20 protein-coding genes are annotated in these 22,602 nt (G+C 70.5%); 9 read left to right on the top strand and 11 right to left on the bottom strand.

Annotated features, from left to right (window positions below; all coding sequences use genetic code 11):
* Positions 1 to 127 precede the first annotated feature (127 nt).
* The 3 genes from QQM39_RS34075 to ybaK are packed head-to-tail and all read left to right on the top strand — an operon-like array spanning position 128 to position 2,451.
* Positions 128 to 1,162: a hypothetical protein gene (locus QQM39_RS34075; protein ID WP_302001403.1), complete on the top strand. Its 1,035-nt coding sequence runs from the start codon at positions 128 to 130 to the stop codon at positions 1,160 to 1,162.
* Positions 1,163 to 1,173: 11 nt separating this feature from the next.
* The gene (locus tag QQM39_RS34070) at positions 1,174 to 1,911 is read left to right on the top strand and encodes an LON peptidase substrate-binding domain-containing protein (RefSeq protein WP_302001402.1); all 738 of its coding nucleotides are present in this window, start codon (positions 1,174 to 1,176) and stop codon (positions 1,909 to 1,911) included.
* Positions 1,912 to 1,941: 30 nt separating this feature from the next.
* A complete protein-coding gene (gene ybaK, locus QQM39_RS34065; protein WP_302001401.1) occupies positions 1,942 to 2,451 on the top strand; it encodes a Cys-tRNA(Pro) deacylase in 510 nt (169 codons plus the stop codon).
* A 482-nt stretch (positions 2,452 to 2,933) separates the two neighbouring features.
* On the opposite strand, the gene QQM39_RS34060 is transcribed toward ybaK, so the two are convergent.
* The 4 genes from QQM39_RS34060 to QQM39_RS34045 form a co-directional block, all read right to left on the bottom strand.
* Positions 2,934 to 3,686, bottom strand: a complete 753-nt coding sequence (locus tag QQM39_RS34060; RefSeq protein WP_302001400.1) for an AAA family ATPase — start codon at positions 3,684 to 3,686, stop codon at positions 2,934 to 2,936.
* 34 nt (positions 3,687 to 3,720) lie between these two features.
* Positions 3,721 to 4,545, bottom strand: coding sequence for an ABC transporter permease (locus QQM39_RS34055; protein WP_302001399.1), 825 nt, complete (start codon positions 4,543 to 4,545; stop codon positions 3,721 to 3,723).
* A gap of 124 nt (positions 4,546 to 4,669) precedes the next feature.
* Positions 4,670 to 5,644 (bottom strand): ABC transporter ATP-binding protein, encoded by a 975-nt coding sequence (locus QQM39_RS34050; protein WP_302001398.1) that lies wholly within the window; start codon positions 5,642 to 5,644, stop codon positions 4,670 to 4,672.
* A 211-nt stretch (positions 5,645 to 5,855) separates the two neighbouring features.
* Positions 5,856 to 7,076 carry an NYN domain-containing protein gene (locus tag QQM39_RS34045; RefSeq protein WP_302001397.1) on the bottom strand — a complete coding sequence of 407 codons (1,221 nt, stop codon included), beginning with the start codon at positions 7,074 to 7,076 and terminating at the stop codon, positions 5,856 to 5,858.
* Between the two features lie 246 nt (positions 7,077 to 7,322).
* Between QQM39_RS34045 and QQM39_RS34040 the strand changes: the two genes are divergently transcribed.
* On the top strand, positions 7,323 to 7,487 hold the full coding sequence (locus QQM39_RS34040; RefSeq protein ID WP_302001396.1) for a hypothetical protein: 165 nt from the start codon (positions 7,323 to 7,325) through the stop codon (positions 7,485 to 7,487).
* Between the two features lie 76 nt (positions 7,488 to 7,563).
* On the opposite strand, the gene dnaE is transcribed toward QQM39_RS34040, so the two are convergent.
* Complete coding sequence (gene dnaE, locus QQM39_RS34035; RefSeq protein WP_302001395.1) at positions 7,564 to 11,103, bottom strand: DNA polymerase III subunit alpha; 3,540 nt, start codon at positions 11,101 to 11,103, stop codon at positions 7,564 to 7,566.
* A gap of 205 nt (positions 11,104 to 11,308) precedes the next feature.
* On the opposite strand from dnaE, the gene QQM39_RS34030 reads away from it, so the two are divergent.
* The 4 genes from QQM39_RS34030 (at position 11,309) to QQM39_RS34015 (ending at position 16,093) form a co-directional block, all read left to right on the top strand.
* Entirely contained in the window at positions 11,309 to 12,634 is a 1,326-nt protein-coding gene (locus QQM39_RS34030) for a DUF2252 domain-containing protein (protein ID WP_302001394.1), read from the top strand.
* A gap of 89 nt (positions 12,635 to 12,723) precedes the next feature.
* Positions 12,724 to 13,422 (top strand): hypothetical protein, encoded by a 699-nt coding sequence (locus QQM39_RS34025; RefSeq protein ID WP_302001393.1) that lies wholly within the window; start codon positions 12,724 to 12,726, stop codon positions 13,420 to 13,422.
* A gap of 77 nt (positions 13,423 to 13,499) precedes the next feature.
* Entirely contained in the window at positions 13,500 to 14,339 is an 840-nt protein-coding gene (locus QQM39_RS34020) for a thioredoxin domain-containing protein (protein WP_302001392.1), read from the top strand.
* Between the two features lie 92 nt (positions 14,340 to 14,431).
* Positions 14,432 to 16,093, top strand: coding sequence for an alkaline phosphatase (locus QQM39_RS34015; protein ID WP_302001391.1), 1,662 nt, complete (start codon positions 14,432 to 14,434; stop codon positions 16,091 to 16,093).
* Positions 16,094 to 16,119: 26 nt separating this feature from the next.
* Here the strand turns inward: QQM39_RS34015 and QQM39_RS34010 are convergent, their stop codons facing one another.
* Positions 16,120 to 16,689 carry a dienelactone hydrolase family protein gene (locus QQM39_RS34010; RefSeq protein WP_302001390.1) on the bottom strand — a complete coding sequence of 190 codons (570 nt, stop codon included), beginning with the start codon at positions 16,687 to 16,689 and terminating at the stop codon, positions 16,120 to 16,122.
* 94 nt (positions 16,690 to 16,783) lie between these two features.
* On the opposite strand from QQM39_RS34010, the gene QQM39_RS34005 reads away from it, so the two are divergent.
* Positions 16,784 to 17,914, top strand: a complete 1,131-nt coding sequence (locus tag QQM39_RS34005) for a mechanosensitive ion channel family protein (RefSeq protein ID WP_302001389.1) — start codon at positions 16,784 to 16,786, stop codon at positions 17,912 to 17,914.
* 5 nt (positions 17,915 to 17,919) lie between these two features.
* Here the strand turns inward: QQM39_RS34005 and QQM39_RS34000 are convergent, their stop codons facing one another.
* The 5 genes from QQM39_RS34000 to lspA form a co-directional block, all read right to left on the bottom strand.
* Positions 17,920 to 18,660, bottom strand: a complete 741-nt coding sequence (locus QQM39_RS34000) for an SDR family NAD(P)-dependent oxidoreductase (protein ID WP_302001388.1) — start codon at positions 18,658 to 18,660, stop codon at positions 17,920 to 17,922.
* A 61-nt stretch (positions 18,661 to 18,721) separates the two neighbouring features.
* Positions 18,722 to 20,308: a Na+/H+ antiporter gene (locus QQM39_RS33995; protein ID WP_302003827.1), complete on the bottom strand. Its 1,587-nt coding sequence runs from the start codon at positions 20,306 to 20,308 to the stop codon at positions 18,722 to 18,724.
* A gap of 88 nt (positions 20,309 to 20,396) precedes the next feature.
* The gene (locus QQM39_RS33990; protein WP_302003826.1) at positions 20,397 to 20,813 is read right to left on the bottom strand and encodes a GNAT family N-acetyltransferase; all 417 of its coding nucleotides are present in this window, start codon (positions 20,811 to 20,813) and stop codon (positions 20,397 to 20,399) included.
* 68 nt (positions 20,814 to 20,881) lie between these two features.
* Entirely contained in the window at positions 20,882 to 21,826 is a 945-nt protein-coding gene (locus QQM39_RS33985) for an RluA family pseudouridine synthase (protein WP_302001387.1), read from the bottom strand.
* A gap of 111 nt (positions 21,827 to 21,937) precedes the next feature.
* Entirely contained in the window at positions 21,938 to 22,534 is a 597-nt protein-coding gene (gene lspA / locus QQM39_RS33980) for a signal peptidase II (protein ID WP_302001386.1), read from the bottom strand.
* Positions 22,535 to 22,602: the final 68 nt, after the last annotated feature.

The raw sequence follows: 22,602 nt of genomic DNA, 5'->3' as shown, positions 1-22,602 counted from the left end.
ACGCGAACGCGTACAACCATCACCGCTCGTCGGTCGTCTTTAGACCGCAACCATTAATTGAGCAACCACAACGGCGAGAACCCGGTCCGCGAGAGCGGCGCCGGTTCAGGCGCAAAAGGGTGTCACCATGGCTCTGCCGCTCCCGTTCGGCCGCGCGTCCCGGCCGGCAAGGACCGTAGAACACCCCGCCGTCGGGCTCCCCGCCGACGCCGAGGTGCTCCTCGACGCGCCCGACGACCGCCTCGGACCCGCGCTGGTCGCGGCCGGGCGGGGCACGTACGAGACTGCCGCCGAGGTGCTCGCCGCCACCCGGGTGAAGGCGCAGTGGGAGTACCGCGACGGATACGCGCTGCGCCTTGCCGCCTTCGCGCGCTCGCGGCCGGAGTGGCTGGAGGCCTGGTGCGCGGCCGCTCCGAACGATCCGGACGCGCTGCTGGTCCGGGCCCAGTTGGCGGTGGACCGCGCCTGGCAGTCCCCCGCCCGGGCCGAACTGCTGCGCGGTGTGAGCCCGCTGATCACCGCCGCCGCCCGCGCCGACGACCGCGACCCGGTGCCGTGGCGGATCGCACTGGACCACGCGCGCGGCTCACGCGCCGGGCACACCTACTTCGGGGAACTGTGGGAGGCGGCCCTGCGCCGCGCCCCGCTCCACTACGGCTGCCATGTGGCGGCCCTGCGCTACCTCGCCTCGTCCTGGCACGGCTCCCACCGGGAGTGCCTCGACTTCGCCGACCGGGCCGCGCAGGACGCCCCGGCCGACTCCCTCGTACAGGCGCTGCCGACCCGGGCCGTCCTCAGCTACCTGAACGACGGCTGCGGTCCGGGCGTGCCGCCCGAGCGGCTGGACGCGGCGGCCGACCGCGCGATCGCGCTCTCCGCCCGCTTCCCGGCCGCCGACCTGTGGACCGCCGCGATCCGCAACAAGCTGACGTACGTCCTGGTACGGCTGGGCCGCTGGGAGGACGCCCTGGAGCAACTGCGCCTGATCGGCCCGTACGCCACCTCCTTCCCCTGGAGCCGGTACTCGGACGATCCGCTCGGCCGGTTCCTTGAGGCGCGCGACGAGGTGCGGCACCGGACGGCCTCCGCTCCTCCCCGGACTGCGAGCGCCGGTCATCCACGGAGTGGGCACGCCGGACGCGTTCACTCCGGCGACCACTAGGCTTTGGCGCCGTGACCGTCCGCCTTCCGCTCTTCCCCCTGAACTCGGTGCTGTTCCCGGGCCTCGTCCTTCCTCTGAACATCTTCGAGGAGCGCTATCGCGCCATGATGCGCGATCTGCTGAAGACCCCCGAGGAGGAACCGCGTCGTTTCGCCGTCGTGGCGATCCGCGACGGCCACGAGGTGGCCCAGAGCGCGCCCGGCATGCCGGACCCCACGTCCGTCCCCGAGCGCGGCCCCGCGGCGGGCTTCGGCCCGGACCCGGTCAAGGCGTTCCACGGGGTGGGCTGTGTGGCCGACGCGGCGACGATCCGGGAGCGGGCCGACGGCACGTTCGAGGTGCTGGCGACGGGAACGACGCGGGTCCGGCTGCTGTCGGTCGACGCCTCGGGCCCGTTCCTGACGGCGGAGCTGGAGGAGCTGCCGGAGGAGCCGGGCGACGAGGCGGGAGCCCTTGCCGAAGGGGTGCTGCGCGCGTTCCGCCAGTACCAGAAGCGCCTGGCGGGCGCCCGCGAACGCTCCCTGTCCACCACGGCCGACCTCCCCGACCAGCCCTCGGTCGTCTCCTTCCTGGTGGCGGCCGCGATGATGCTGGACACCCCGACGAAGCAGCGCCTGCTCCAGGCTCCGGACACCGCGTCCCGCCTGCGCGACGAACTGAAACTCCTTCGCACCGAGACCTCGATCATCCGTACTCTGCCGTCGCTGCCGGCGTCGGACCTGACGCGCGGTCCGACGAGTCTCAACTGAGCCGAACTGAGCGGAACTGAGCGGAACGACATGGCGAAGAAGTCGAAGAAGACCCAGCAGCAATCGGGCGGCGGCACCCCCGCGACGGTGGCGCTGTCGGCCGCGGGCGTCGAGTACACGATCCACGCCTACGACCACGACCCCTCCCACCCGTCCTACGGCGAGGAGGCCGCGGAGGCGATGGGCGTCTCCCCCGACAGGGTCTTCAAGACCCTCGTCGCCGACGTGGACGGCACCCTCACCGTGGCGGTGGTCCCGGTCGCCGGCCAGCTGGACCTCAAGGCCCTGGCGTCGGCGGTCCGCGGCAAGCGCGCCGCGATGGCCGACCCGGCCCTGGCGGAACGCACCACGGGCTACGTCCGGGGCGGCATCTCCCCGCTCGGCCAGCGCAAGAAGCTCCCCACGGTCGTGGACGCCTCGGCCTCCACCCACCCCACGATCTGCGTCTCGGCCGGCCGCCGCGGCCTGGAGGTCGAACTCTCCCCCGAAGACCTGACCAACCTCACGAACGCGACCCTCGCCCCCATCGGACGTGCGTGACCCCTCGACGAACCCCGTCCCCTCGGTTAAGTACGAGGGACATGTCGAAGAAAACACGGAAACGCAAGTGGCGCACCAAGAAGGGCCGCTCGAACCATGGACGGCGCCCGGCATAGAACCCGAACGCGCGCCGATCCCACACCGGAGGCGGTCCCCCTCTCGACCCCGACCCGCACCATCCAGCCGCCCGGCGCTTGAGAACGAGGCCACACCGCCCCAAGCCCCCACTTACCCGCCTACGGTCACTCCCTGGCCTGTCAGCCCGTCCGGCGTTTGAGGACAAGGCCACACCGTCCCCAGCCCCCACCCACCCACCTGGGAGCTGGCGTCGGCCCAGGCATTTCAGCCCGTCCGGCGTTTGAGGACGAGGCCCGTTCAGGGCCGAAGCGGGGGTCTGGGGGCCGCAGGCCCCCAGGAGGGCGGGGTCGAAGGGGCAGCGCCCCTGGGGGATGGGACGGGTAGGGGCGGCGGGGGCGAGAAACCTACGCCGGCGGCGCCCCGTACGGCCCCTGCTGAGCCACCGAAGGCTGCAGCTGATCCGGCTCCGCATCCCGAGGCCCGAACAACGCCGTCAACCCCAGATGCACCACCAACGCAGCCAGCGGCCACGCCAGCCACGCCCCCTTGGCACCAAGCTTCAGCGGCGCCGAGAACGTAACCCCCTTGCCCACTTCCTTCGCGTGGCCGATCACATCCTCCGCAGGCCCCAGCCACACCCCGACCCGCCAGGCCAGCAACGCCCCGAGAAACCCCCCGACGGCCAGCCCCACCACCAGCGGCACACCCCCACGCCGCCGCCAGACAAAGACGGCAACCGCACTCACCAGCCCGAACGCGAGCGCGAGCAGAGTGAACGTTCCGTCCACCCCGACCGCCTGCTCCCCCTCGGTGTCCTTGAAGTAGACGACCCAGCTCTTGTCGACGACGTCCCCGACCAGCGGCACGCTCGGCGCCAGCCACCACCACAGCACCCCGAGCAGCGCTCCGAAGAACGCCACGACGACCGCGACCACGGCGGCCTCTCGCACTTCGGTCTTCATCCCAGGGCCGTCCTGTCCGTACGAGCCATATATGCCGTACGCGCCGTGAGAGCCGTGGGGACCTTGTGCCCCGTGAGGCGCGCCGTACACGGCGTCATACGGCCCGGAACCCGCGCGCCCGGCAGCGGGCTGCTGCCACGCGTGGTGGGAGGACTGGTCACGGGGCGGCGGGGGAGGAGTCAGCGGAGCGGTCACCCTGCCATCGTGCCAGGCCGAACTGTGCGACGCGTCACCGGACGGCAGCCCGGCGGTACGCCCAGGTGGCGACGGCCAGCGAGACGACGCCGACCACCCCGCACACGGCGAGGTCACCCAGCACGAAGGCCCAGTCGGGGTGCGGTCCGAAGGTCCGCGCGAAGGCTTCCACGCCGTACGTCGACGGCAGTAGATCGCGCGCGAACCGCACCACCTCCGGCATCCGGTCGGCCGGCAGCACCCCCAGCAGCAGCGCCGCTGACATCCCCAACTGCCCGAGCAGCGTGGCCAGTTCCGGCCGCGGCGCGAGCAGCCCGAGCGCCGCCCCCAGCCCGGCGAGCGCGGCCCCGGCCAGCGGAATCACCGCGACGAGCACCCACAGATGCGCCACCGGCAACCCGAACAACACGCACCCGAAGAGCGCCGTCACCACGGTCCCCGGCACGGTGAAGGACGCGTACGCCCCCGCCGCCCCCAGCACCACCGCGGCCGGCGGCACCGGCAGTGTGGCGTAGTGGTCGAGCCCACCGCTGGCCCGCAGCTGCCCGAAGTACTGCGCGAGCAGGTTCAGCGCGACGAAGGCCACGACGAGCACCGCCGACCCGGCCACCACGGCCTGCGCCTCGGCGCCGCCGTCCACGACCCCGCGCATCAGGATCATGATCCCGATCGACTGGAAGGTCGCCACGAACAGCAGCGGAATGCGCGCGACCCGGGCACGGGACAGCTGCGCCCGGTACACGGCGCACAGCGACGGCCACAGCCGCGCCCGCGGCCCGAGCTCGGCCGCGGCCGGACGGGCCGTCTCGTCCACGGCCAGGGCGCTGCCCGGCAGAACCTCGGCGGGTACGACACTCACGTGGCGCTGCTCCCTTTCACACGGGGGATCACTGGGGAGGTGGCCCTGTTCCGGACGGAGGCTCTGTTCCGTACCGAAGCCCTGTTCCGTACGCCTACAGGTACGGCTACGACAGTCTGCGTACTCAAGCCTTCACCAGCCCCTGCTGCGCGGCCCCGCCCAGCGCCAGATAGACGTCCTCCAGGCTCGGCGTGGCCAGCGTGAAGTCGTCCAGCGCGGCGAAGGCGGCCCCGCCGGTGACGGTGGCGACGACCGCGCGGGCCTCCTCGGGGGCGAGCCGCAGCGTCCAGCGCCGCCCGGACTCCACGACCCGGTCCTGCAGCGCGGCGACCTCGGGCACCTCCAGGGGCGCCCGGTCCCGCCACAGCAGCTCGACCCGCACCTCGCCCGCGACCTGTTCCTTGAGCCCGGACGGCGTGTCGCAGGCGATCACACGGCCCCGGTCGAGCACCGCGACCCGGTCGAGCACGGTCTCGGCCTCGATGACGTTGTGGGTGACGAGCAGCACGGTCGTACCGCGCTCGGCCCGCCGCCGGTCCACGGCCGACCACACGGCCCGCCGCGCCACCGGGTCCATCGCGGTGGTCGGCTCGTCGAGCACGAGCAGCGGCCGCTCCCCCACCAGCGTGGCGGCGAAGCAAGCGAGCCGCCGCTGTCCGCCGGACAGCTTCTTGATCGGCCGCCCGGCGAGCGGCCCGAGGCCCAGCTCGTCGAGTACGGCGTCCCGCTCGGCCCGCGCCCGCCGCACGTCCAGGCCGCGCAGCCGCCCGGTCGTCTCGGCGGCGAGGGACACGGTCAGCTCGTCGAGGGCGGTCGACTCCTGCCCGAGGTAGGCGAGAATGCGCGCGGCCCGCTCCGGGTGCCGCACGATGTCGTGCCCGAGGATCTCCACGCTGCCGGTGTCGGGCCGCATCAGCCCGGTGAGCTGCCGTACGAGTGTGGTCTTGCCGGCGCCGTTCGGGCCGAGCAGCCCGAAGATCTCGCCGCCCCGGATGTCCAGCCGTACGTCGTCGGTGGCGCGCACCTCGGGCGTTGCGGGCGCCCCGCGCCGCCCTCGTACGGCCGGGTAGGTCTTGGTCAGCCCGCGCACGGCACACACGACATCCCCACTGTGCCGAAGTGCCTGTCCCGCGCGCGTACTCACAAGGGACGAGACTACGGGGTCCGGAACCCCGATCCGTCCTCGGGTCGGCCACTCGGCACAAACCGGCAGCTCGCCGTAGGAAATCCGCCGGTAACCCCAAATCCGCCGCAACGGCGCTCAACCCCGACGACGCGTCCGGGCGGCGTCGGGCTCACCTCGGCCCGCGTCATTCGCCCACGGGGGCGTGCTCCGCGGCCGTCCGCACATCGATCTCCCGCCAGAACCCGGCCCGGATCGCGTACCGATCATGCTCGTCGATCTGGTCGTCCTTGTGCGCGAGCAACCCGAACCGGGCGGCGTACCGCAGCAGCTCCCCGTCGATCCGATGCGGGATCCGCGGATACATCCCGGAGAGCTTCTGCAGATGGCCCTGCTCCCCCAGCCGCTCCATCCACCGCCGCGCGAAGACCTGCCCCACCTCGTACGGATCGCCGCCGACCGTGGTGATGTCCTCCTCCCGGTCGGCCCATCGCTGCTCCGCCGTGGTCAGCTGCGCGAGCGTCGGCATGGAGGCGGCGTCGGGCGGCTCGGCCGCGACGCCGGGCCGGTCGACCCACCCCTTGTCCGAGGACCAGCGCAGCGTCGCGCTCGCGGGGGGCTGGGCCGGCTGGACGCCGGGCGCGCGCAGGGCGGCGAGGTCCTTCGGCGTGGGCACGCCCTTGGGCGCCGGTACCCGCTCCTGCGTGCCGTTCTCCGAGGCGGTGGCCGGCGGGGCGTGTTCGCCGTCCTCGGCGGACCGCTCGGTCCGCGCGCCGAGCGCGGAGTCGGGCAGCGGCGCGGACAGGATCGCGGCGATCTCGGGCCGGGGCACGGGCGGCGGCGCGCAGACGCCGGTGAGCTCCTTGGCGCGTACGGCCTTGGTGATCCACGTACGGTCGAGGACGCGCCGTTCGTCGGCCTCGGCGACCAGGTCCTCGGACTGGTTGTAGTCCCCGTCGGCGGCTTGCACCGCCCACAGGTGTACGGCGACGCCGTGCTCCTTGGCGGCCATCATGCCCGGCAGCAGATCGCCGTCGCCGGTCACCAGCACCACGTCCGAGCAGGCGCGGTTGCGGGCCAGCTCGGTGAGCTCGGCGTGCATCGCGGCGTCCACGCCCTTCTGGGCCCAGCGGCCGTCGCTGCGGGTGAGGGCGCCCAGCCGGACGGTGACCCGGGGCATCACGCGCAGCCTGCGGTGCTCGGGCTGGGGGACGCGGTCGGGGGCGCCGTCGAACCAGTAGATGCGCAGCAGGGGCTGCTGGGTGTCGGACTCGGCGCGTTCGCGCAGCCCCTGGATGAGGGCGGTGTGGTCGACGGTGATCCGGGACCGGGAGGGCTCCCCGGCGAGGAGGCTCGCGGCGGCCCCCAGCAGATACCCGGCGTCCACCAGGACGATGCAGCGGTCCACGCGACTCACCCTCTTCCTGGGAGGTTTGCTTCGGGGCTTCCTTCGAGTCTGCCCGACCGCGCGGGGGTTAACGGGGCGAACTCGATCTTCGGCGTGGCGTTTCGGGGCATCGCCACCGCGGCGCGCCAGGCCTCACGCCCCGACAACCCCCATTACACACGGTAATTATCCGAAATGCAGTCTTCGTCAGCCTATGTGAATCTGGTCCCGGCCCTGGCCCCTAGATCCCCCACAGGAGGCATCACCATGGCCAAGAACAAGAAGCAGGACCGGAAGCAGCCGCAGTCCGAGCGTGGTCAGCAGCAGGCCCAGCAGTCCTCGATGGAGACGCAGGCCGAGCAGCGCATCACCCAGGCGACTCCGGGCGACATGGCCCGCAAGGGCCGGCAGAAGCGCTTCGGCCACAACTGACATCTGCATAACGGGTTGTTGAGACCCAGGCACATGAAGAGGGGCGCACCTCGCACGGGGTGCGCCCCTCAGCCGATCAGCCCGCCAGGCAGGACGGGCCGAGCAGCACCTTCAGGTCACCGAACAGCGCCGGGTCGGGCTTCACCCGGTGCCGGTCCAGCCGGAGCACCGTCGTCTTTGTCGGGCCCTGGAGCTTGATGCGGACCTCGCTGTCGCCCTTGTGGTGGCTGAGGATCTCGCCGAGGCGGTTGACCATCGGCGGGGTGACCCTGGTGGCCGGGATGGTGAGGATCACGGGGGCGTTGGTGCCCGCGTTGGACAGGTCGGGGACCTGGAGCTCCATCGCGACCAGCCGGGGCACGTCCTCGCGCTTGTCGAGGCGGCCCTTGACGAACACGACGGCGTCCTCGACGAGTTGGGTCGAGACGAGCTGGTACGTCGCCGGGAAGAACATGCACTCGATGGAACCGGCGAGATCCTCGACCGTGGCGATCGCCCAGGCGTTGCCCTGCTTGGTCATCTTGCGCTGGAGGCCGGAGATGATGCCGCCGATGGTCACCACCGCGCCGTCGGCGTGCTCGCCGCCCGTCAGCTGGGCGATGCCGGCGTCCGCCTTGTCGGACAGGACGTGTTCCAGGCCGAAGAGCGGGTGGTCGGAGACGTACAGACCGAGCATCTCCCGCTCCTGGGCGAGCAGATAGGTCTTGTCCCACTCCTCGTCGGTGAACTGCACGTCGAGTCCGAAGCCGGGCTCGTCGGTCTCCTCCTCGCCCATGCCGCCGAAGAGGTCGAACTGGCCCTCGGCCTCCTTGCGCTTGACCGCGACCACGTTGTCGATCATCGGCTCGAAGTGCGCGGTGAGGCCCTTGCGGGTGTGCCCCAGGGTGTCGAAAGCGCCCGCCTTGATCAGCGACTCCGTGGTGCGCTTGTTGCAGGCGACCGCCTCGACCTTGTCGAGATAGTCGGGGAAGGAGGCGTACTTGCCCTTGGCCTTGCGGCTCCTGATGATCGACTCGACCACGTTCGTGCCGACGTTGCGCACGGCCTCGAGGCCGAAGAGGATCACGTCGTCGCCCTGGGCGGCGAAGTTGTGCACCGACTCGTTGACATTCGGCGGGAGCACCTTGATGCCCATACGGCGGCACTCGTTGAGGTAGACCGCCGACTTGTCCTTGTCGTCCTTGACGGAGGTCAGCAGCGCCGCCATGTACTCGGCGGGGTGGTTCGCCTTGAGGTAGGCGGTCCAGTACGAGACCAGGCCGTACGCGGCGGAGTGCGCCTTGTTGAACGCGTAGCCGGCGAACGGGACCAGCACGTCCCACAGGGCCTGGATGGCCTCGTCGCTGTACCCCTTCTTGCGGGCGCCGTCCTGGAAGAGGACGAAGTTCTTCGCCAGTTCCTCGGGCTTCTTCTTGCCCATCACACGGCGGAGGATGTCGGCTTCGCCGAGCGAGTAGCCGGCGATGATCTGGGCGGCCTTCTGCACCTGCTCCTGGTAGACGATCAGGCCGTAGGTGACGTCCAGGACCTCCCTGAGGGGCTCTTCGAGCTCCTTGTGGATGGGGGTGATCTCCTGGAGCTTGTTCTTGCGCAGCGCGTAGTTGGTGTGCGAGTCCATGCCCATCGGGCCGGGACGGTAGAGCGCGGAGACAGCGGAGATGTCTTCGAAGTTGTCGGGCTTCATCAGGCGCAGCAGCGAGCGCATGGGGCCGCCGTCGAACTGGAAGACGCCGAGGGTGTCGCCGCGCTGGAGCAGGTCGAAGGTCGTTGGATCGTCGAGCGGGAGGCTCAGCAGATCGATGTCGATGCCCTTGTTGGACTTCACCATCTTGACGGCGTCGTCCATGATCGTCAGGTTGCGCAGACCGAGGAAGTCCATCTTCAGCAGGCCGAGCGACTCGCAGCTCGGGTAGTCCCACTGCGTGATGGTCACGCCGTCGGTGTGCCTGACCCAGACGGGCACGTGCTCGGTGATGGTCTCACTGGACATGATCACGCCGGCCGCGTGCACACCCATCTGCCGCACCAGGCCCTCGACGCCCTTCGCGGTGTCGATGACCTTCTTCACGTCCGGCTCGTTCTCGTACATCGCCCGGATCTCGCCCGCCTCGCTGTAGCGGGGGTGCGAGGGGTCGGTGATGCCGTTGAGGTCGATGCCCTTGCCGAGGACGTCGGCGGGCATCGCCTTGGTGAGGCGGTCGCCCATGGCGTACGGGTAGCCCAGTACGCGCGCGGAGTCCTTGATCGCGTTCTTCGCCTTGATCTTGCCGTAGGTGCCGATCATGGCGACCTTGTCGGCGCCGTACTTCTCGGTCACGTACCGGATCACCTCGACGCGCCGGCGCTCGTCGAAGTCGATGTCGACATCGGGCATCGAGATGCGCTCGGGGTTGAGGAACCGCTCGAAGATCAGGCCGTGCGGGATCGGGTCGAGGTCGGTGATGCCCATGGCGTACGCGACGATCGAACCGGCCGCGGATCCTCGGCCGGGGCCGACCGCGATGCCGTTGTTCTTGGCCCACATGATGAAGTCGGCGACGACGAGGAAGTAGCCGGGGAAGCCCATCGAGATGATGACGTCCATCTCGTACTCGGCCTGCTTCTGTCGGTCCTCGGGGATGCCGCCGGGGAAGCGGCGCTCCATGCCGCGGCGGACCTCCTCCTTGAACCAGGTGACCTCGGTGTAGCCCTCGGGGATGTCGAACGTCGGCATGAGGTTCTTGGCCTCGAACATGCCGGTGGTGTCGACCATCTCGGCGACGAGGAGCGTGTTGGCGCAGCCCTGCTGCCAGGCGTCCGAGGAGTCGATGGCGTACATCTCGTCCGTGGACTTCAGGTAGTAGCCGGTGCCGTCGAACTTGAAGCGGTCCGGGTCGGAGAGGTTCTTGCCGGTCTGGATGCACAGCAGCGCGTCGTGGGCGGTCGCCTCGTGCGCGTACGTGTAGTGCGAGTCGTTGGTGACCAGCGGGGGGATGCCGAGCTTCCTGCCGATCTCCAGCAGGCCGTCACGGACCCGGTGCTCGATGTCGATGCCGTGGTCCATCAGCTCCAGGAAGTACTTGTCCTTGCCGAAGATGTCCTGGTAGTCGGCGGCCGCCTTGAGGGCCTCCTCCTCCTGGCCCAGCCGCAGCCGGGTCTGGACCTCGCCGGAGGGGCAGCCGGTGGAGGCGACGATCCCCTCGGACCACTGGGAGATGGTCTCCTTGTCCATCCGGGGCCACTTCTGCAGCCAGCCCTTGGCGTACGCGTCCGAGGACAGCCGGAAGATGTTGTGCAGGCCCGTCTTGTTCACGGCCCACATGGTCTTGTGGGTGTAACCACCGGAACCGGAGACGTCGTCCCGCTTCTGGTGCGGCTGGCCCCACTGGATCTTGCGCTTGTTGCGCCGCGACTCGGGCGCGACATATGCCTCGATGCCGATGATCGGGGTGACTCCGGCCTTCTTCGCGGAGTGGAAGAAGTCGTACGCCCCATGGAGGTTGCCGTGGTCGGACATGGCGATGTGCGTCATGCCCATCTCGTTGCAGGCGTTGAACATGTCCTTGAGCCGCGCGGCACCGTCCAGCAGCGAGTACTGGGTGTGGACGTGCAGGTGCGTGAACGGCGGCTTTGACACGGTGTGGCCTCCAAAGGAAACGCTCGGCAACGGGCTGGCGGACAGTCCTGGGGTCAGCGTCGAAGTCTATGCCTCGGGACTGACACTCGACGGGCTCCCCCGCGTACCTTCACAGCGAGGGTCGCGGGCACTTCCGGGCACCCTCGACCGTTGAAGACGACAGAAACGCTGTCGTACACGTTCATGCACCAGGAGGCACCCAGCGATGTCGGTCCCCCAGCTCAACGACGAGCAGCGCGGCGACGAGATCCTCGCCGTCTTCGACACCGCCTTCGGCGAGCTCCTGGCCGCCGACCCGGCCGCGTTCCGCGTGAAGTTCCGGAAGATGGCGGCGTCGGCGTTCGCGTTCTATCGCGGCACGGCGTGCCTCTTCTACCACGACCTGGACGCGGAGAAGCGCGGCGGCCCCTACCTCGACGAGCGGACGTCCCGGGTCTGGATCCACGGCGACCTGCACGCGGAGAACTTCGGCACGTACATGGACGCCAACGGTCGGCTGATCTTCAACGTCAACGACTTCGACGAGGCGTACGTCGGCCCCTTCACCTGGGACCTCAAGCGCTTCGCCGCCTCGGTCGCCCTCATCGGGTACGCCAAGGCGCTCAGCGACGAGCAGATCACCGAGCTGGTGCAGATCTACGCGGGCGCGTACCGCGAGCGTGTGCACGCCCTGGCCACCGGCGCCAAGAGCGACGAGGTCCCGCCGTTCACGCTGGACACCGCCCAGGGACCGCTCCTGGACGCGCTGCGGGACGCCCGCGCGCTGACCCGCTTCGGGCTGCTGGACTCGATGACCGAGATCCGGGACTTCGAGCGCCGCTTCGCTTCCGGCGGCGGCTCCATCGAGCTGGACGCGGCCACGCGCTACAAGGTGCTCGCGGCCTTCGACGGCTACCTGGAGACGCTGCCGGACTCCTCGCTGACCCGCCCTGACTCGTACCGGGTGAAGGACGTGGTCGGCCGCCGCGGCATCGGCATCGGATCGGCCGGGCTGCCGTCGTACAACATCCTTCTGGAGGGCCACAGCGACGCCCTGGAGAACGATGTCGTGATCTACATCAAGCAGGCCCAGACCCCGGCCGTCTCCCGCCACATCACCGACCCGGCGATCCGCGAGTACTTCCAGCACGAGGGTCACCGCACGGTGATCTCCCAGCGCGCCCTGCAGGCGCACGCCGACCCGTGGCTGGGCTGGACCGAGCTGGACGGCGCGGGCCAGCTGGTCGCCGAGGTCTCGCCGTACGCCGTGGACCTGGACTGGGGCGACATCGACGACCCGGAGGAGATCGCGGCGGTCGTCGCCGACCTCGGCCGGGCCACGGCCACGATGCACGCGGCTGCGGACGACACCTCCGGCGAGTCGCTGGTGCCGTTCTCCACCGAGCGGGCCATCGACGCGGCCATCGCGGCCGACGAGGACGGCTTCGCGGAGCTCCTGGTCGACTTCGCGCACGGCTACGGCGCACGCGCGCGTGCCGACCACCAGACCTTCGTGGACCTGTTCCGCAACGGCCGGATTCCGGGTCTGTGACGGAAAGGCCGCGCACCGGCGCTCACCGGCCACTCACAGGCACCCTTTAGGGGTCTCTTACAGGCCTACGTGACACACTCTCCTCCGCTATGGACATATCCGGGACCCAGCTACGAGCCGTACGCGCGGCGCTGTTCACGTCACTCGTCGTGACGCTCAGCACCGCGTCGCACGTGCTGCTGTCCCGGGCGCCCTTGCCGCTGAACACGGTGGCCCTGCTCGCGGCCGCCATGTTCGTCCTCGCGTACGCCCTGGCCGGCCGCGAGCGCAGCTTCGGGCGGATCGCCGCCCTGCTGATCCCGCTGGAGCTGGCCGCCGACACGATCCTCACCACCGGCCAGCACGTCTGTTACGGCAAGGCGGGCGGTCCGGTCGCCGGCCCGCTGGCCTCGGTCGGCTGGGACGTGCTGTGCGGCGACGGCGCCCAGGTCGGTGCCCCCCTGGCCCAGGTCACCGGTTCCGACCCCGACAGGCTCGGCGGTCTCCTCGCCCACTCCGACCCGGCCACCGCCTGGCTGCTGCTCGGCGCGCACGTCTCGGTCGGCCTCCTCGCCGCCGCCTGGCTGCGCCGCGGCGAGCGGGCCCTGGCGCAACTGCTGAGCGCGGTGACGGCGACCACGTTCCGCCCGCTGCTGCTGGCGGTCGCCGCGGTGACGGTGCGCCGGATCGCACCGGCCCGCCGCCTGCCGCGCCCCGCCGGCCGTACGGGCACCGCCCGCAGCCTCCTCCTCGTGCACTCCCTGGGACGGCGTGGACCGCCGTGCTCGCCCGCCTTCACCTGCGCGTGAACGGCATCTGAGCACCACAGCCCACCCATACGTATCCCGCACACACACGTGTGCGTGTCCCCATGGAGATCACCAACATGAGCAAGCGGAACAGCCAGGCAGCGAAGACGGCGGCCCGGGAGCGGCTGCGCGCCGAGCGCGAGCGCGAGGCCAAGCGGTCGAAGGTCAGGCGGCAGATCATCGTCGCCTGCTCGGTCGTCGGCGTCCTGGCGGCGGCGGGCGGCATAGGTTACGCCGTCGTCCAGGCCAGCAAGCCCAGCCACTGGGAGGCGGTGAAGGACGAGAAGGTCGTCGCCCCGGCCCACACCACGGGCACGAACGGCACGACCGTCATCATCGGCAAGGACAGCGCCAAGAAGACCCTCAAGATCTACGAGGACCCGCGCTGTCCCGTCTGCGCCTCGTTCGAGCAGGCCGCCGGTTCGGTCGTCGACAAGGACATCGAGGCCGGCAAGTACAAGATCCAGTTCATCGGCGGCACGTTCCTCGACGGCGACCAGCTGAACGACGGCAAGATCGGCGCCAACGCCGAGGGCTCCAAGAACGCGATGAGCGCCATGGGCGCCGCGCTGAACGTGAGCACGGATGCGTTCCTCGACTACAAGACCGCGCTCTACTCGGCGAAGTACCACCCCGAGGAGTCGGACGACAAGTTCAAGGACGACGACTACCTCATCGAGGTCGCGAACACCGTCCCCGCCCTCAAGAACAACACCAAGTTCCAGAACGCCGTGAAGAACGGCACGTACGACGCCTGGGCGCTGGCCATGTCGAAGAGCTTCGACACCAACAAGGACGGCGTGACGGGGACCCCGAGCTTCGTCATGGACGGCACGCAGCTCAAGACCTCCAACCCCAACCAGCCGTGGACGGCGGCTGAGTTCACCAAGGCGGTGGACGCGGCCCTCAAGGGCTGACGCCAACCGGAAGTCGGCCTCTGCACGAAAAGCGGGCGAACTTTTACAGGTTCGCCCGCTCTTGTTCATACCGATCAGTAACCTGATCGGCTGTGACCAGTCGATACAGATCACCAGAGCAGCTCAACTCCCTTACCCCTCGCCGCCGTACGGTCGTCAAGGCCGCGGCGGCGACGGCTGTCCTGGCCGGCCCGCTCGCCGCCGCGCTGCCCGCCCGGGCCGCCGAGCAGGCCCCCGCCTTCCTGCACGGTGTCGCCTCCGGCGACCCGTTGCCCGACGGCGTCCTGCTGTGGACCCGGGTGACGCCGACCGCCGAGGCCGTACCCGGCTCCGGGCTCGGCCCGGACACCGAGGTCAGCTGGATCGTCGCCCGGGACAAGGCGTTGACGAACATCGTGGCCAAGGGCTCGACCACCGCGACCGCCGCCTCCGACCACACCGTCAAGGCCGACATACGGGGCCTGGAGCCGGCCACCGACTACTGGTTCCGCTTCTCGGCGGGCGGCACGGACTCCCCGGCGGCGCGTACCCGCACCGCGCCGACGGCGAACGCGTCCGTCGAGGGCCTGCGCTTCGGCGTGGTCTCCTGCGCCAACTGGGAGGGCGGTTACTTCTCGTCGTACCGCCATCTCGCGGCCCGCGGCGACCTGGACGCCTGGCTCCACCTGGGCGACTACATCTACGAGTACGGCACCGGCGAGTACGGCACGCGCGGCACCGTCGTACGCCAGACCGCGCCCACCCACGAGATCCTCACGCTCGCCGACTACCGCATCCGGCACGGCAAGTACAAAACGGACCCGGATCTGCAGGCCCTGCACACGAAGGCGCCGGTCATCGCGATCTGGGACGACCACGAGATCGCCAACGACGCCTGGTCGGGCGGCGCCGAGAACCACACCGAGGGCGCCGAGGGCACCTGGGCCGCGCGTCAGGCCGCCGCCAAGCAGGCCTACTTCGAGTGGATGCCGGTGCGCCCGGCGATCGCCGGCACCACCTACCGCCGCCTGCGCTTCGGCAAGCTCGCCGACCTCTCCCTGCTCGACCTGCGCTCCTTCCGCTCGCAGCAGGTGAAGGTCGGCAACGGTGAGGTCGACGACCCGGACCGCACGCTCACCGGGCGAGCCCAACTGGACTGGCTGAAGGCGGGGCTGAAGTCCTCCGACACCACCTGGCGGCTGGTCGGCAACTCGGTGATGATCTCGCCGTTCGCGATCGGCTCCCTCACCGCGGACCTGCTCAAGCCGCTGGCCAAGCTGATGGGCCTGCCGCAGGAGGGCCTCGCCCTCAACCCCGACCAGTGGGACGGCTACACGGACGACCGCCGGGAGCTGCTCGCCCACCTGCGCTCGAACGCGATCCGCAACACCGTGTTCCTGACCGGCGACATCCACATGGCGTGGGCCAACGACGTGCCGGTGGACGCCGGTACGTATCCGCTGTCCGCCTCCGCCGCCACGGAGTTCGTCGTCACCTCGGTCACCTCGGACAACCTCGACGACATCGTCAAGGTCCCCGAGGGCACGCTCTCCGCGATCGCAGCGCCGATCATCAAGGCCGCCAACCGGCACGTCCACTGGGTCGACACCGACCGCCACGGCTACGGCGTCCTGGACATCACGGCCGAGCGGGCGCAGATGGACTACTACGTCCTGTCCGACAAGACCAAGAAGGACGCGACCGCCTCCTGGGCGCGCTCGTACCGCACCCGCAGCGGGACGCAGAAGGTCGAGCGGACGTACGACCCCGTCTGAAAGCCCCTGACGGCCCCTGACAGCCCCTAGAGGGTTTCGAGGAAGCCGAGCGCCACCCGCCAGGTGGCCTCGGCGGCCTCCTCGTCGTAGTCCGGCAGGTCGGGGTCGGTGAAGAGGTGGCCCGCCCCGGCGTATCTGTACACCTCGACGTCGGCGCCCGCTCTGCCCATCTGCAGATACCAGGCGCTCAGCCAGTCGTCCGTCTCGAACGGGTCCGGCTCGGCGACATGCAGCTGCACCGGCAGCTCGTCCACCGAGGCGTTCGCCGCGATGTCCGAGGTGCCGTGCAGGAGCAGCACCCCGCGCGCCTTCTCGTCGCCGAGCGCGAGGGTCTGCGCGATGGAGGCGCCGAGCGAGAACCCGGCGTACACCAGGCCTCGCTCCGAGTAGGGCGCGGCGGCGAGCACGGCTCGCTTCAGCAGCTCGTCCTTGCCGATCCGGTCGTTGTACTCCATGCCTTCCTCGACGGTCTCGAACGCGCGCCCCTCGAAGAGGTCCGGCGTCCACACCTCGTGTCCGGCGGCCCGCAGCCGGTCCGCGGCCTGGCGCACCGCGGGCCTGAGGCCATAGGTCGAGTGAAAGAGCATGATGTTCATGAGGCCATGGTGCCAGCCGGGTACGACAGCGCCGTGACCACCGCCTCACCGGCGCACATGTTCATGACCCCCCTCGGGTGGTTACGTTCGGGGGATGGAGAACATACTCCGACCGCTGATCGTGATCGGCGGCTCGGTGCTGCTCACCCTGATCATCGGGTGGGCCACCGACCGTCTGATGCGCAAGGCCGACGAACGGCACAACGAGACGCCGCTGTGGGGTCTGCTGCGCCGTGCCCGCGTCCCCTACCAGGTCGTCCTGTGCGCGGCCCTGCTCAGAGGGGCGTACGACGAGGCGAAGCTGCTGGAGGAGAACAAGGTCGCCGTCGGCCGGTTGCTGACGCTGGTGCTGATCGGGGCGGCGGCCTGGCTGGCGATCCGTATCGCGGCGGCGGTCGTGGAGACCACGTACAGCCGCTACGCCCGCGTCCACCGCGATCCGGCCCGGGTCCGGCGGGTGCGCACCCAGGTGACGTTGATCACGCGCGTGGTGTCGGCGGTCGTCGGCGTGGTGGCCGTGGCGGCGATGCTGCTGACGTTCCCGGCGTTCCGCGCCGCCGGCGCCTCGCTGCTGGCCTCGGCCGGCATCCTCGGCATCGTCGCCGGTGTCGCGGCCCAGTCCACGCTGAGCAACATGTTCGCCGGGTTCCAGATCGCCTTCGGGGACATGGTGCGCCTCGGGGACACGGTCGTGGTGGACGGCGAGTGGGGCACGGTCGAGGAGATCACGCTGACGTTCCTGACGGTGCGCACATGGGACGAACGCCGGATCACGATGCCCGTGTCGTACTTCACCTCGAAGGCCTTCGAGAACTGGTCGCGCGGTGGTGCCCAGATGACCGGCACCGTCTTCCTCCACCTCGACCACTCGGCACCGTTGGAGAAGATGCGCGAGCGGCTCCGCGACATCCTGCGCGCGTGCCCGGCGTGGGACGGCCGCGACTACGGCCTGGTCGTCACGGACTCGACACCGAGCACCATGGAGGTGCGGGCCCTGGTCACGGCGAAGGACGCGGACGACCTGTGGACGGTACGGGTCACGGTGCGCGAGCAGCTCATCAGCTGGGTGGCCGAGCAGCACCCGTACGCGCTGCCGCGCGTCAACGCGACGGACGCGGCCCTGCCGCCCGGCTTCCCCGTCCCCGGCGCCGTGCCCGGCCGCGTCCCGGCCCGCCGCACCCACCAGCACGACCATCAGCCGACAGCGCGGCCCGACCGGCCCTGACCGGCTCAGTGGCCGCGCTCGGCCCCGCCGTTGACCTGGATGATCTGCGAGGTGATGTGCCCGGCGGCGTGCGACGCCAGCCAGTGCAGGGTCGCGGCGACGTCCCCCGGCGTGGCGGCCCGCCCGGTCGAGGTCTCCGCGACGAGCCGCTCGTGCCGCTCCTGGTCCATCGTGTCGCCGAAGAAGTCGGTGTCCTCGACATAGCCGGGCGCGACCACGTTCACGGTGATCCCGCGCGGCCCCAACTGCCGGGCCAGATCATGGGCGTACGGATGCAGCGCCGCCTTGGACGCCGCGTACGCCCCGCTGCCGGACCCCCGGAAGGCGGCGATGGAGCTGAGGAACAGCACCCGCCCGCCGGGGTCGGCGAGCCGGTCCTTCAGCGCCTCGGTGAGCAGGGCCGCGGTCAGGGTGTTGAGGCCGAAGTTGAGGGTCCAGTTGTGCAGGACGACGTCGAGGGGCTCGTCGCTGTCCACCGTGGGCTCCAGGTAGCCGGCGCCTCCGGCGCTGTGGATCAGTACGTCCACGGTGCCGAACTCCGACGCCACGAACCGCTCCACGCCCCGCACGCCGCGCGGCTTGCTCAGATCCGCCGCATAGGTGAGGGCCCCGGGCACACCGGCCTGCTCCAGCACCTCGGCGCGCCGCCCGAGCAGCAGCACCTGATCCCCGTCCGCCGCGAACAGCTGCGCCGCCGCGAGCCCGATTCCTGTACCGCCACCACTGATGACAACGTTGCGAGCCATGATCCGACCCTACAAAGGGACGCCGCACATGCCTCGTCCGTTCACACGACTGCCATAAAGGTCACCGCAGGCTACGCACGTCCAAATGCCGCAGCACCCGGTCCACCACCTCGGGATCGGCCCCCGGCTCACTGCGCGCCGCCAGCACCTCGTGCCTGGCCGCGCTCAGCAGCTCGCCCTGGATCCGCCGTACCCGCTTCAGCCGCCGCACCCGCTGCTGATGCGCCTCCCTGCGCTCCTCCTCGCCCATCTCCGGGCTGATCCGCACCCCGATCTCGAACGCCCGCCGCAGCATCTGCTCGGACAGCTCCTCGGGCAGTTCCTCGACGGCCTCGATCTCCCTCAGCCTCCGCTTCGCCGCCTTGGCCGCCCGCACCGCCAGCTGCTTCTCGAACTCCTTCTCCCGCTCGCTGTCGGCGCGCACCCCGAGCCGCTTCACCAGCCACGGCAGGGTCAGCCCCTGCAGCACCAGCGTCGCCATGATCACCCCGAACGCGATGAACACGATCTCGTCCCGGTCGGGAAAGGCGGCGCCCGAATCCGTCTGAAGCGGAATGGCCAGCGCCAGGGCGACCGAGGCGACGCCCCGCATCCCCGACCACCACATCACGATGGTCTCGCGCCAGCTGACCGGGATCTCCTCGTCGTAGTCCCGTTTCGCGTGCATCCGCTTGGTGAGCCAGGTCGCCGGCAGCAACCACAGCAGTCGCACCAGTACGACGACGCCGACCACCGCGGCCGCCCAGCCGAGCATCTCGTCCCACCGCCCGGACGCCGTCCGCACCGCGATGTGCAGTTCGAGCCCGATGAGCCCGAACGCGACGCCGGTGACCAGCGTGTCGACGATGTCCCAGAAGGTGTGCCCGGCGAGCCGTGTCATCACGTCGTCCGCGTCGGTGGCGTACTCGGCGAGGAACAGGGCGGTGACGAGCACGGCGAGCACACCGGAGCCGTGGAGCTCCTCGGCCAGCACGTACGAGGCGTACGGCACGAGCAGCGTGAGCCCGATCTGCAGGGTCGGGTCCCCCAGCAGATCCATCAGCTTGTTGGCGCCCCACCCGAGAGCGAGCCCGACGGCCAGCGCCACCACGGCGGAGAGCACCAGATCCAGTCCGGCCTCCCACGGCGAGAAGCTGCCGCTCACGGCGGCCGCGATCGCCACGTGGTACAGCACGATGGCCGTCACGTCGTTGAAGAGACCCTCGCCCTCCAGGATGGACACCAGGCGCCGCGGCAGCCCGAGTTGCCCGGCGACGGCGGTCGCCGCGACCGGGTCGGGCGGCGCGACGAGCGCGCCCAGCGCCACGGCGGCGGCGAGCGGCAGCCCCGGCACGATCGCGTGGGCGACCGCGGCCACGCACACCGTCGTGACGAACACCAGCGCCACGGCCAGCAGAAGGATGGGCCGCACATTCGCCGCGAACTGCCGCCACGAGGTCCGCCGTACGGCGGCGTACAGCAACGGCGGCAACAGCAGCGGCAGGATCAGATCGGGCGGAATGTCGACATTGGGCACGAAGTCGAGCAGCGCGAGAACGATCCCGAGCAGCGTCATCAGCACCGGCGCCGGCAACCCGACCCGGTCCCCCACCGGGACACTCACCACGGCCCCGAGCAACAGCACGAACAACAGGGCCAACTGATCCACGGTCAGCGCTCCGGTGACATCGACGTCCACAAGACAGACCTCAAGCCTGCCAGGCCGCCCTTCTCACCAGCGCGTACGGGTCCCTCGACTACAGAGCGCGCCGCATCGCCCGGTGCGGTATCCCCGCGTCGGGGAACTCCGGCCCGTACGCCGCGTACCCCAACCGCTCGTAAAAACCCAGCGCGTGCGTCTGCGCGTGCAGATCCACGGCGGCGAGCCCGCGCGCGCGTGCCGTCTCCTCGATGGCCCGCACCAGCGCGACGCCGACACCGAGCCCACGCGCCGCCTTCGTCACCGCGAGCCGCCCCAGCGACCCGACCGACGGATCACCGTCGACCTTCGCCGCGGCCGCCTCCCCGTGCAGCAGCCGCCCGGTGCCCAGCGGCACCCCGTCCTCCCGCACGGCCAGCACCTGCACGGCGACGGCGTCGTACGCGTCGTACTCCAGGTCCTCGGGGACTCCCTGCTCCCCGACGAAGACCTCCTTGCGCACCGCGAAGCACATCTCACGGTCGGCGGGGTCCTCGGCGACCCGCACCGCATACGACGTGGACGGCGACGACGGCGACGAACTCACGCGTACGTCTCCTCGCGGACCTGGTCCAGGGCCTTCTGCAGGTCGGCCGGGTAGTCGCACGCGAACTCCACCCACTGCCCGTCCCCGGGGTGCTCGAAGCCGAGGCGTACGGCGTGCAGCCACTGGCGGGTCAGGTGGAGCCGCTTGGCCAGCGTCGGGTCGGCGCCGTACGTCAGGTCGCCCACGCAGGGGTGCCGGTGGGCGGCCATGTGGACGCGGATCTGGTGGGTGCGGCCGGTCTCCAGCTTCACATCGAGCAGGGAGGCCGCGCGGAACGCCTCGATGAGGTCGTAGTGCGTGACGGACGGCTTGCCGTCGGCCGTGACCGCCCACTTGTAGTCGTGGTTGGGGTGGCGGCCGATGGGAGCGTCGATGGTGCCGCTGGTCGGGTCGGGGTGGCCCTGGACGAGCGTGTGGTACCGCTTGTCGACCGTGCGCTCCTTGAACTGGCGCTTGAGCGACGTGTACGCGTACTCGGACTTGGCGACGACCATCAGCCCGGACGTGCCCACGTCGAGCCGGTGCACGATGCCCTGGCGCTCGGCGGCGCCGGACGTCGAGATCCGGTACCCGGCGGCGGCGAGCCCACCGATGACCGTCGGACCGCTCCAGCCCGGCGACGGATGCGCGGCCACACCGACCGGCTTCACGATCACGACCACGTCATCGTCGTCGTGCACGATCTCCATGCCCTCGACCGGCTCGGCGACGACCTGCACCGGCGCGGGCGCCTGCGGCATCTCCACCTCGAGCCAGGCGCCGCCGTGCACCCGCTCGGACTTCCCGACCACCGAGCCGTCGACCGTGACCTTCCCCGCCGCGGCAAGCTCGGCGGCCTTCGTACGGGAGAAGCCGAACATGCGGGAGATGGCGGCGTCGACGCGCTCGCCCTCCAGGCCGTCGGGCACGGGCAGGGTACGGATCTCGGGAATCGTGCTCACCCGACGAGTATGCCGGACGGGGCCGACAGCCCCGTACGGAGCCTGTGGACAACGGAGCCTTTGGGACAACGGAGCCTGTGGACAACCCTCGCCGGCCGGCCCGTGCGGGCCTCAGTCCTTGTGGACGGTCCCGTCGGGGTCCAGCCCCTTGAACGACAGCAGCACGATCAGGATGCCGCCGCACACGATCGCCGAGTCGGCCAGGTTGAACACCGCGAAGTGCTTGGGTGCGATGAAGTCCACGACCGCGCCCTCGAAGACACCGGGCGAGCGGAAGATCCGGTCGGTGAGGTTGCCGAGCGCACCGCCGAGCAGCAGGCCGAGCGCGATCGCCCAGGGCAGGCTGTACAGCTTGCGGGCGAGCCGGGCGATCACCACGATCACGGCCGCCGCGATCACCGTGAAGATCACGGTGAAGGCCTCGCCGAAGCCGAAGGCCGCGCCCGCGTTGCGGATCGCCTCGAACTTCAGCCAGTCCCCGATGATCTCGATCGGCGGGTGGTGCTCCAGCTTGGCGACCACGATCATCTTGCTGACCAGGTCGAGGGCGTAGGCGAAGGCGGCGACCCCGAACAGCACGGCGATCCGGCGCCGGCCCCGGGGCCGCTCGGCCGCGGCTTCCTTCGCGTTCTCGTCGGACTGCTCCGGCTCGGCTCCCGCCGCCTCTGGGGTATCCGGCGTACCGATGATGCGCTCCGCCTCTGCCACGTGAGTCCTTCAACCTAGGTACCTGACTGAGGACGAGAGTACGACACGTCCGGCGGCACCCGGATACC

The organism is Streptomyces sp. DT2A-34, assembly GCF_030499515.1.
GTDB lineage: Bacteria > Actinomycetota > Actinomycetes > Streptomycetales > Streptomycetaceae > Streptomyces.
The sequence above is the reverse complement of the archived record's forward strand: the minus strand, read 5'-3'. Positions and strand labels throughout refer to the sequence as shown.

What these genes read in the sequence shown, in the direction of transcription:
- QQM39_RS34020 (WP_302001392.1), top strand. Translation starts at nt 13,500, where the DNA reads ATGAGCAAGCGGAACAGCCAGGCAGCGAAGACGGCGGCCCGGGAGCGG.
- QQM39_RS34000 (WP_302001388.1), bottom strand. Translation starts at nt 18,660, where the DNA reads ATGGCTCGCAACGTTGTCATCAGTGGTGGCGGTACAGGAATCGGGCTC.
- ybaK (WP_302001401.1), top strand. Translation starts at nt 1,942, where the DNA reads ATGGCGAAGAAGTCGAAGAAGACCCAGCAGCAATCGGGCGGCGGCACC.
- QQM39_RS34025 (WP_302001393.1), top strand. Translation starts at nt 12,724, where the DNA reads ATGGACATATCCGGGACCCAGCTACGAGCCGTACGCGCGGCGCTGTTC.
- QQM39_RS34030 (WP_302001394.1), top strand. Translation starts at nt 11,309, where the DNA reads ATGTCGGTCCCCCAGCTCAACGACGAGCAGCGCGGCGACGAGATCCTC.
- QQM39_RS34010 (WP_302001390.1), bottom strand. Translation starts at nt 16,689, where the DNA reads ATGAACATCATGCTCTTTCACTCGACCTATGGCCTCAGGCCCGCGGTG.
- QQM39_RS34005 (WP_302001389.1), top strand. Translation starts at nt 16,784, where the DNA reads ATGGAGAACATACTCCGACCGCTGATCGTGATCGGCGGCTCGGTGCTG.
- QQM39_RS34075 (WP_302001403.1), top strand. Translation starts at nt 128, where the DNA reads ATGGCTCTGCCGCTCCCGTTCGGCCGCGCGTCCCGGCCGGCAAGGACC.
- QQM39_RS33990 (WP_302003826.1), bottom strand. Translation starts at nt 20,813, where the DNA reads ATGTGCTTCGCGGTGCGCAAGGAGGTCTTCGTCGGGGAGCAGGGAGTC.
- QQM39_RS34040 (WP_302001396.1), top strand. Translation starts at nt 7,323, where the DNA reads ATGGCCAAGAACAAGAAGCAGGACCGGAAGCAGCCGCAGTCCGAGCGT.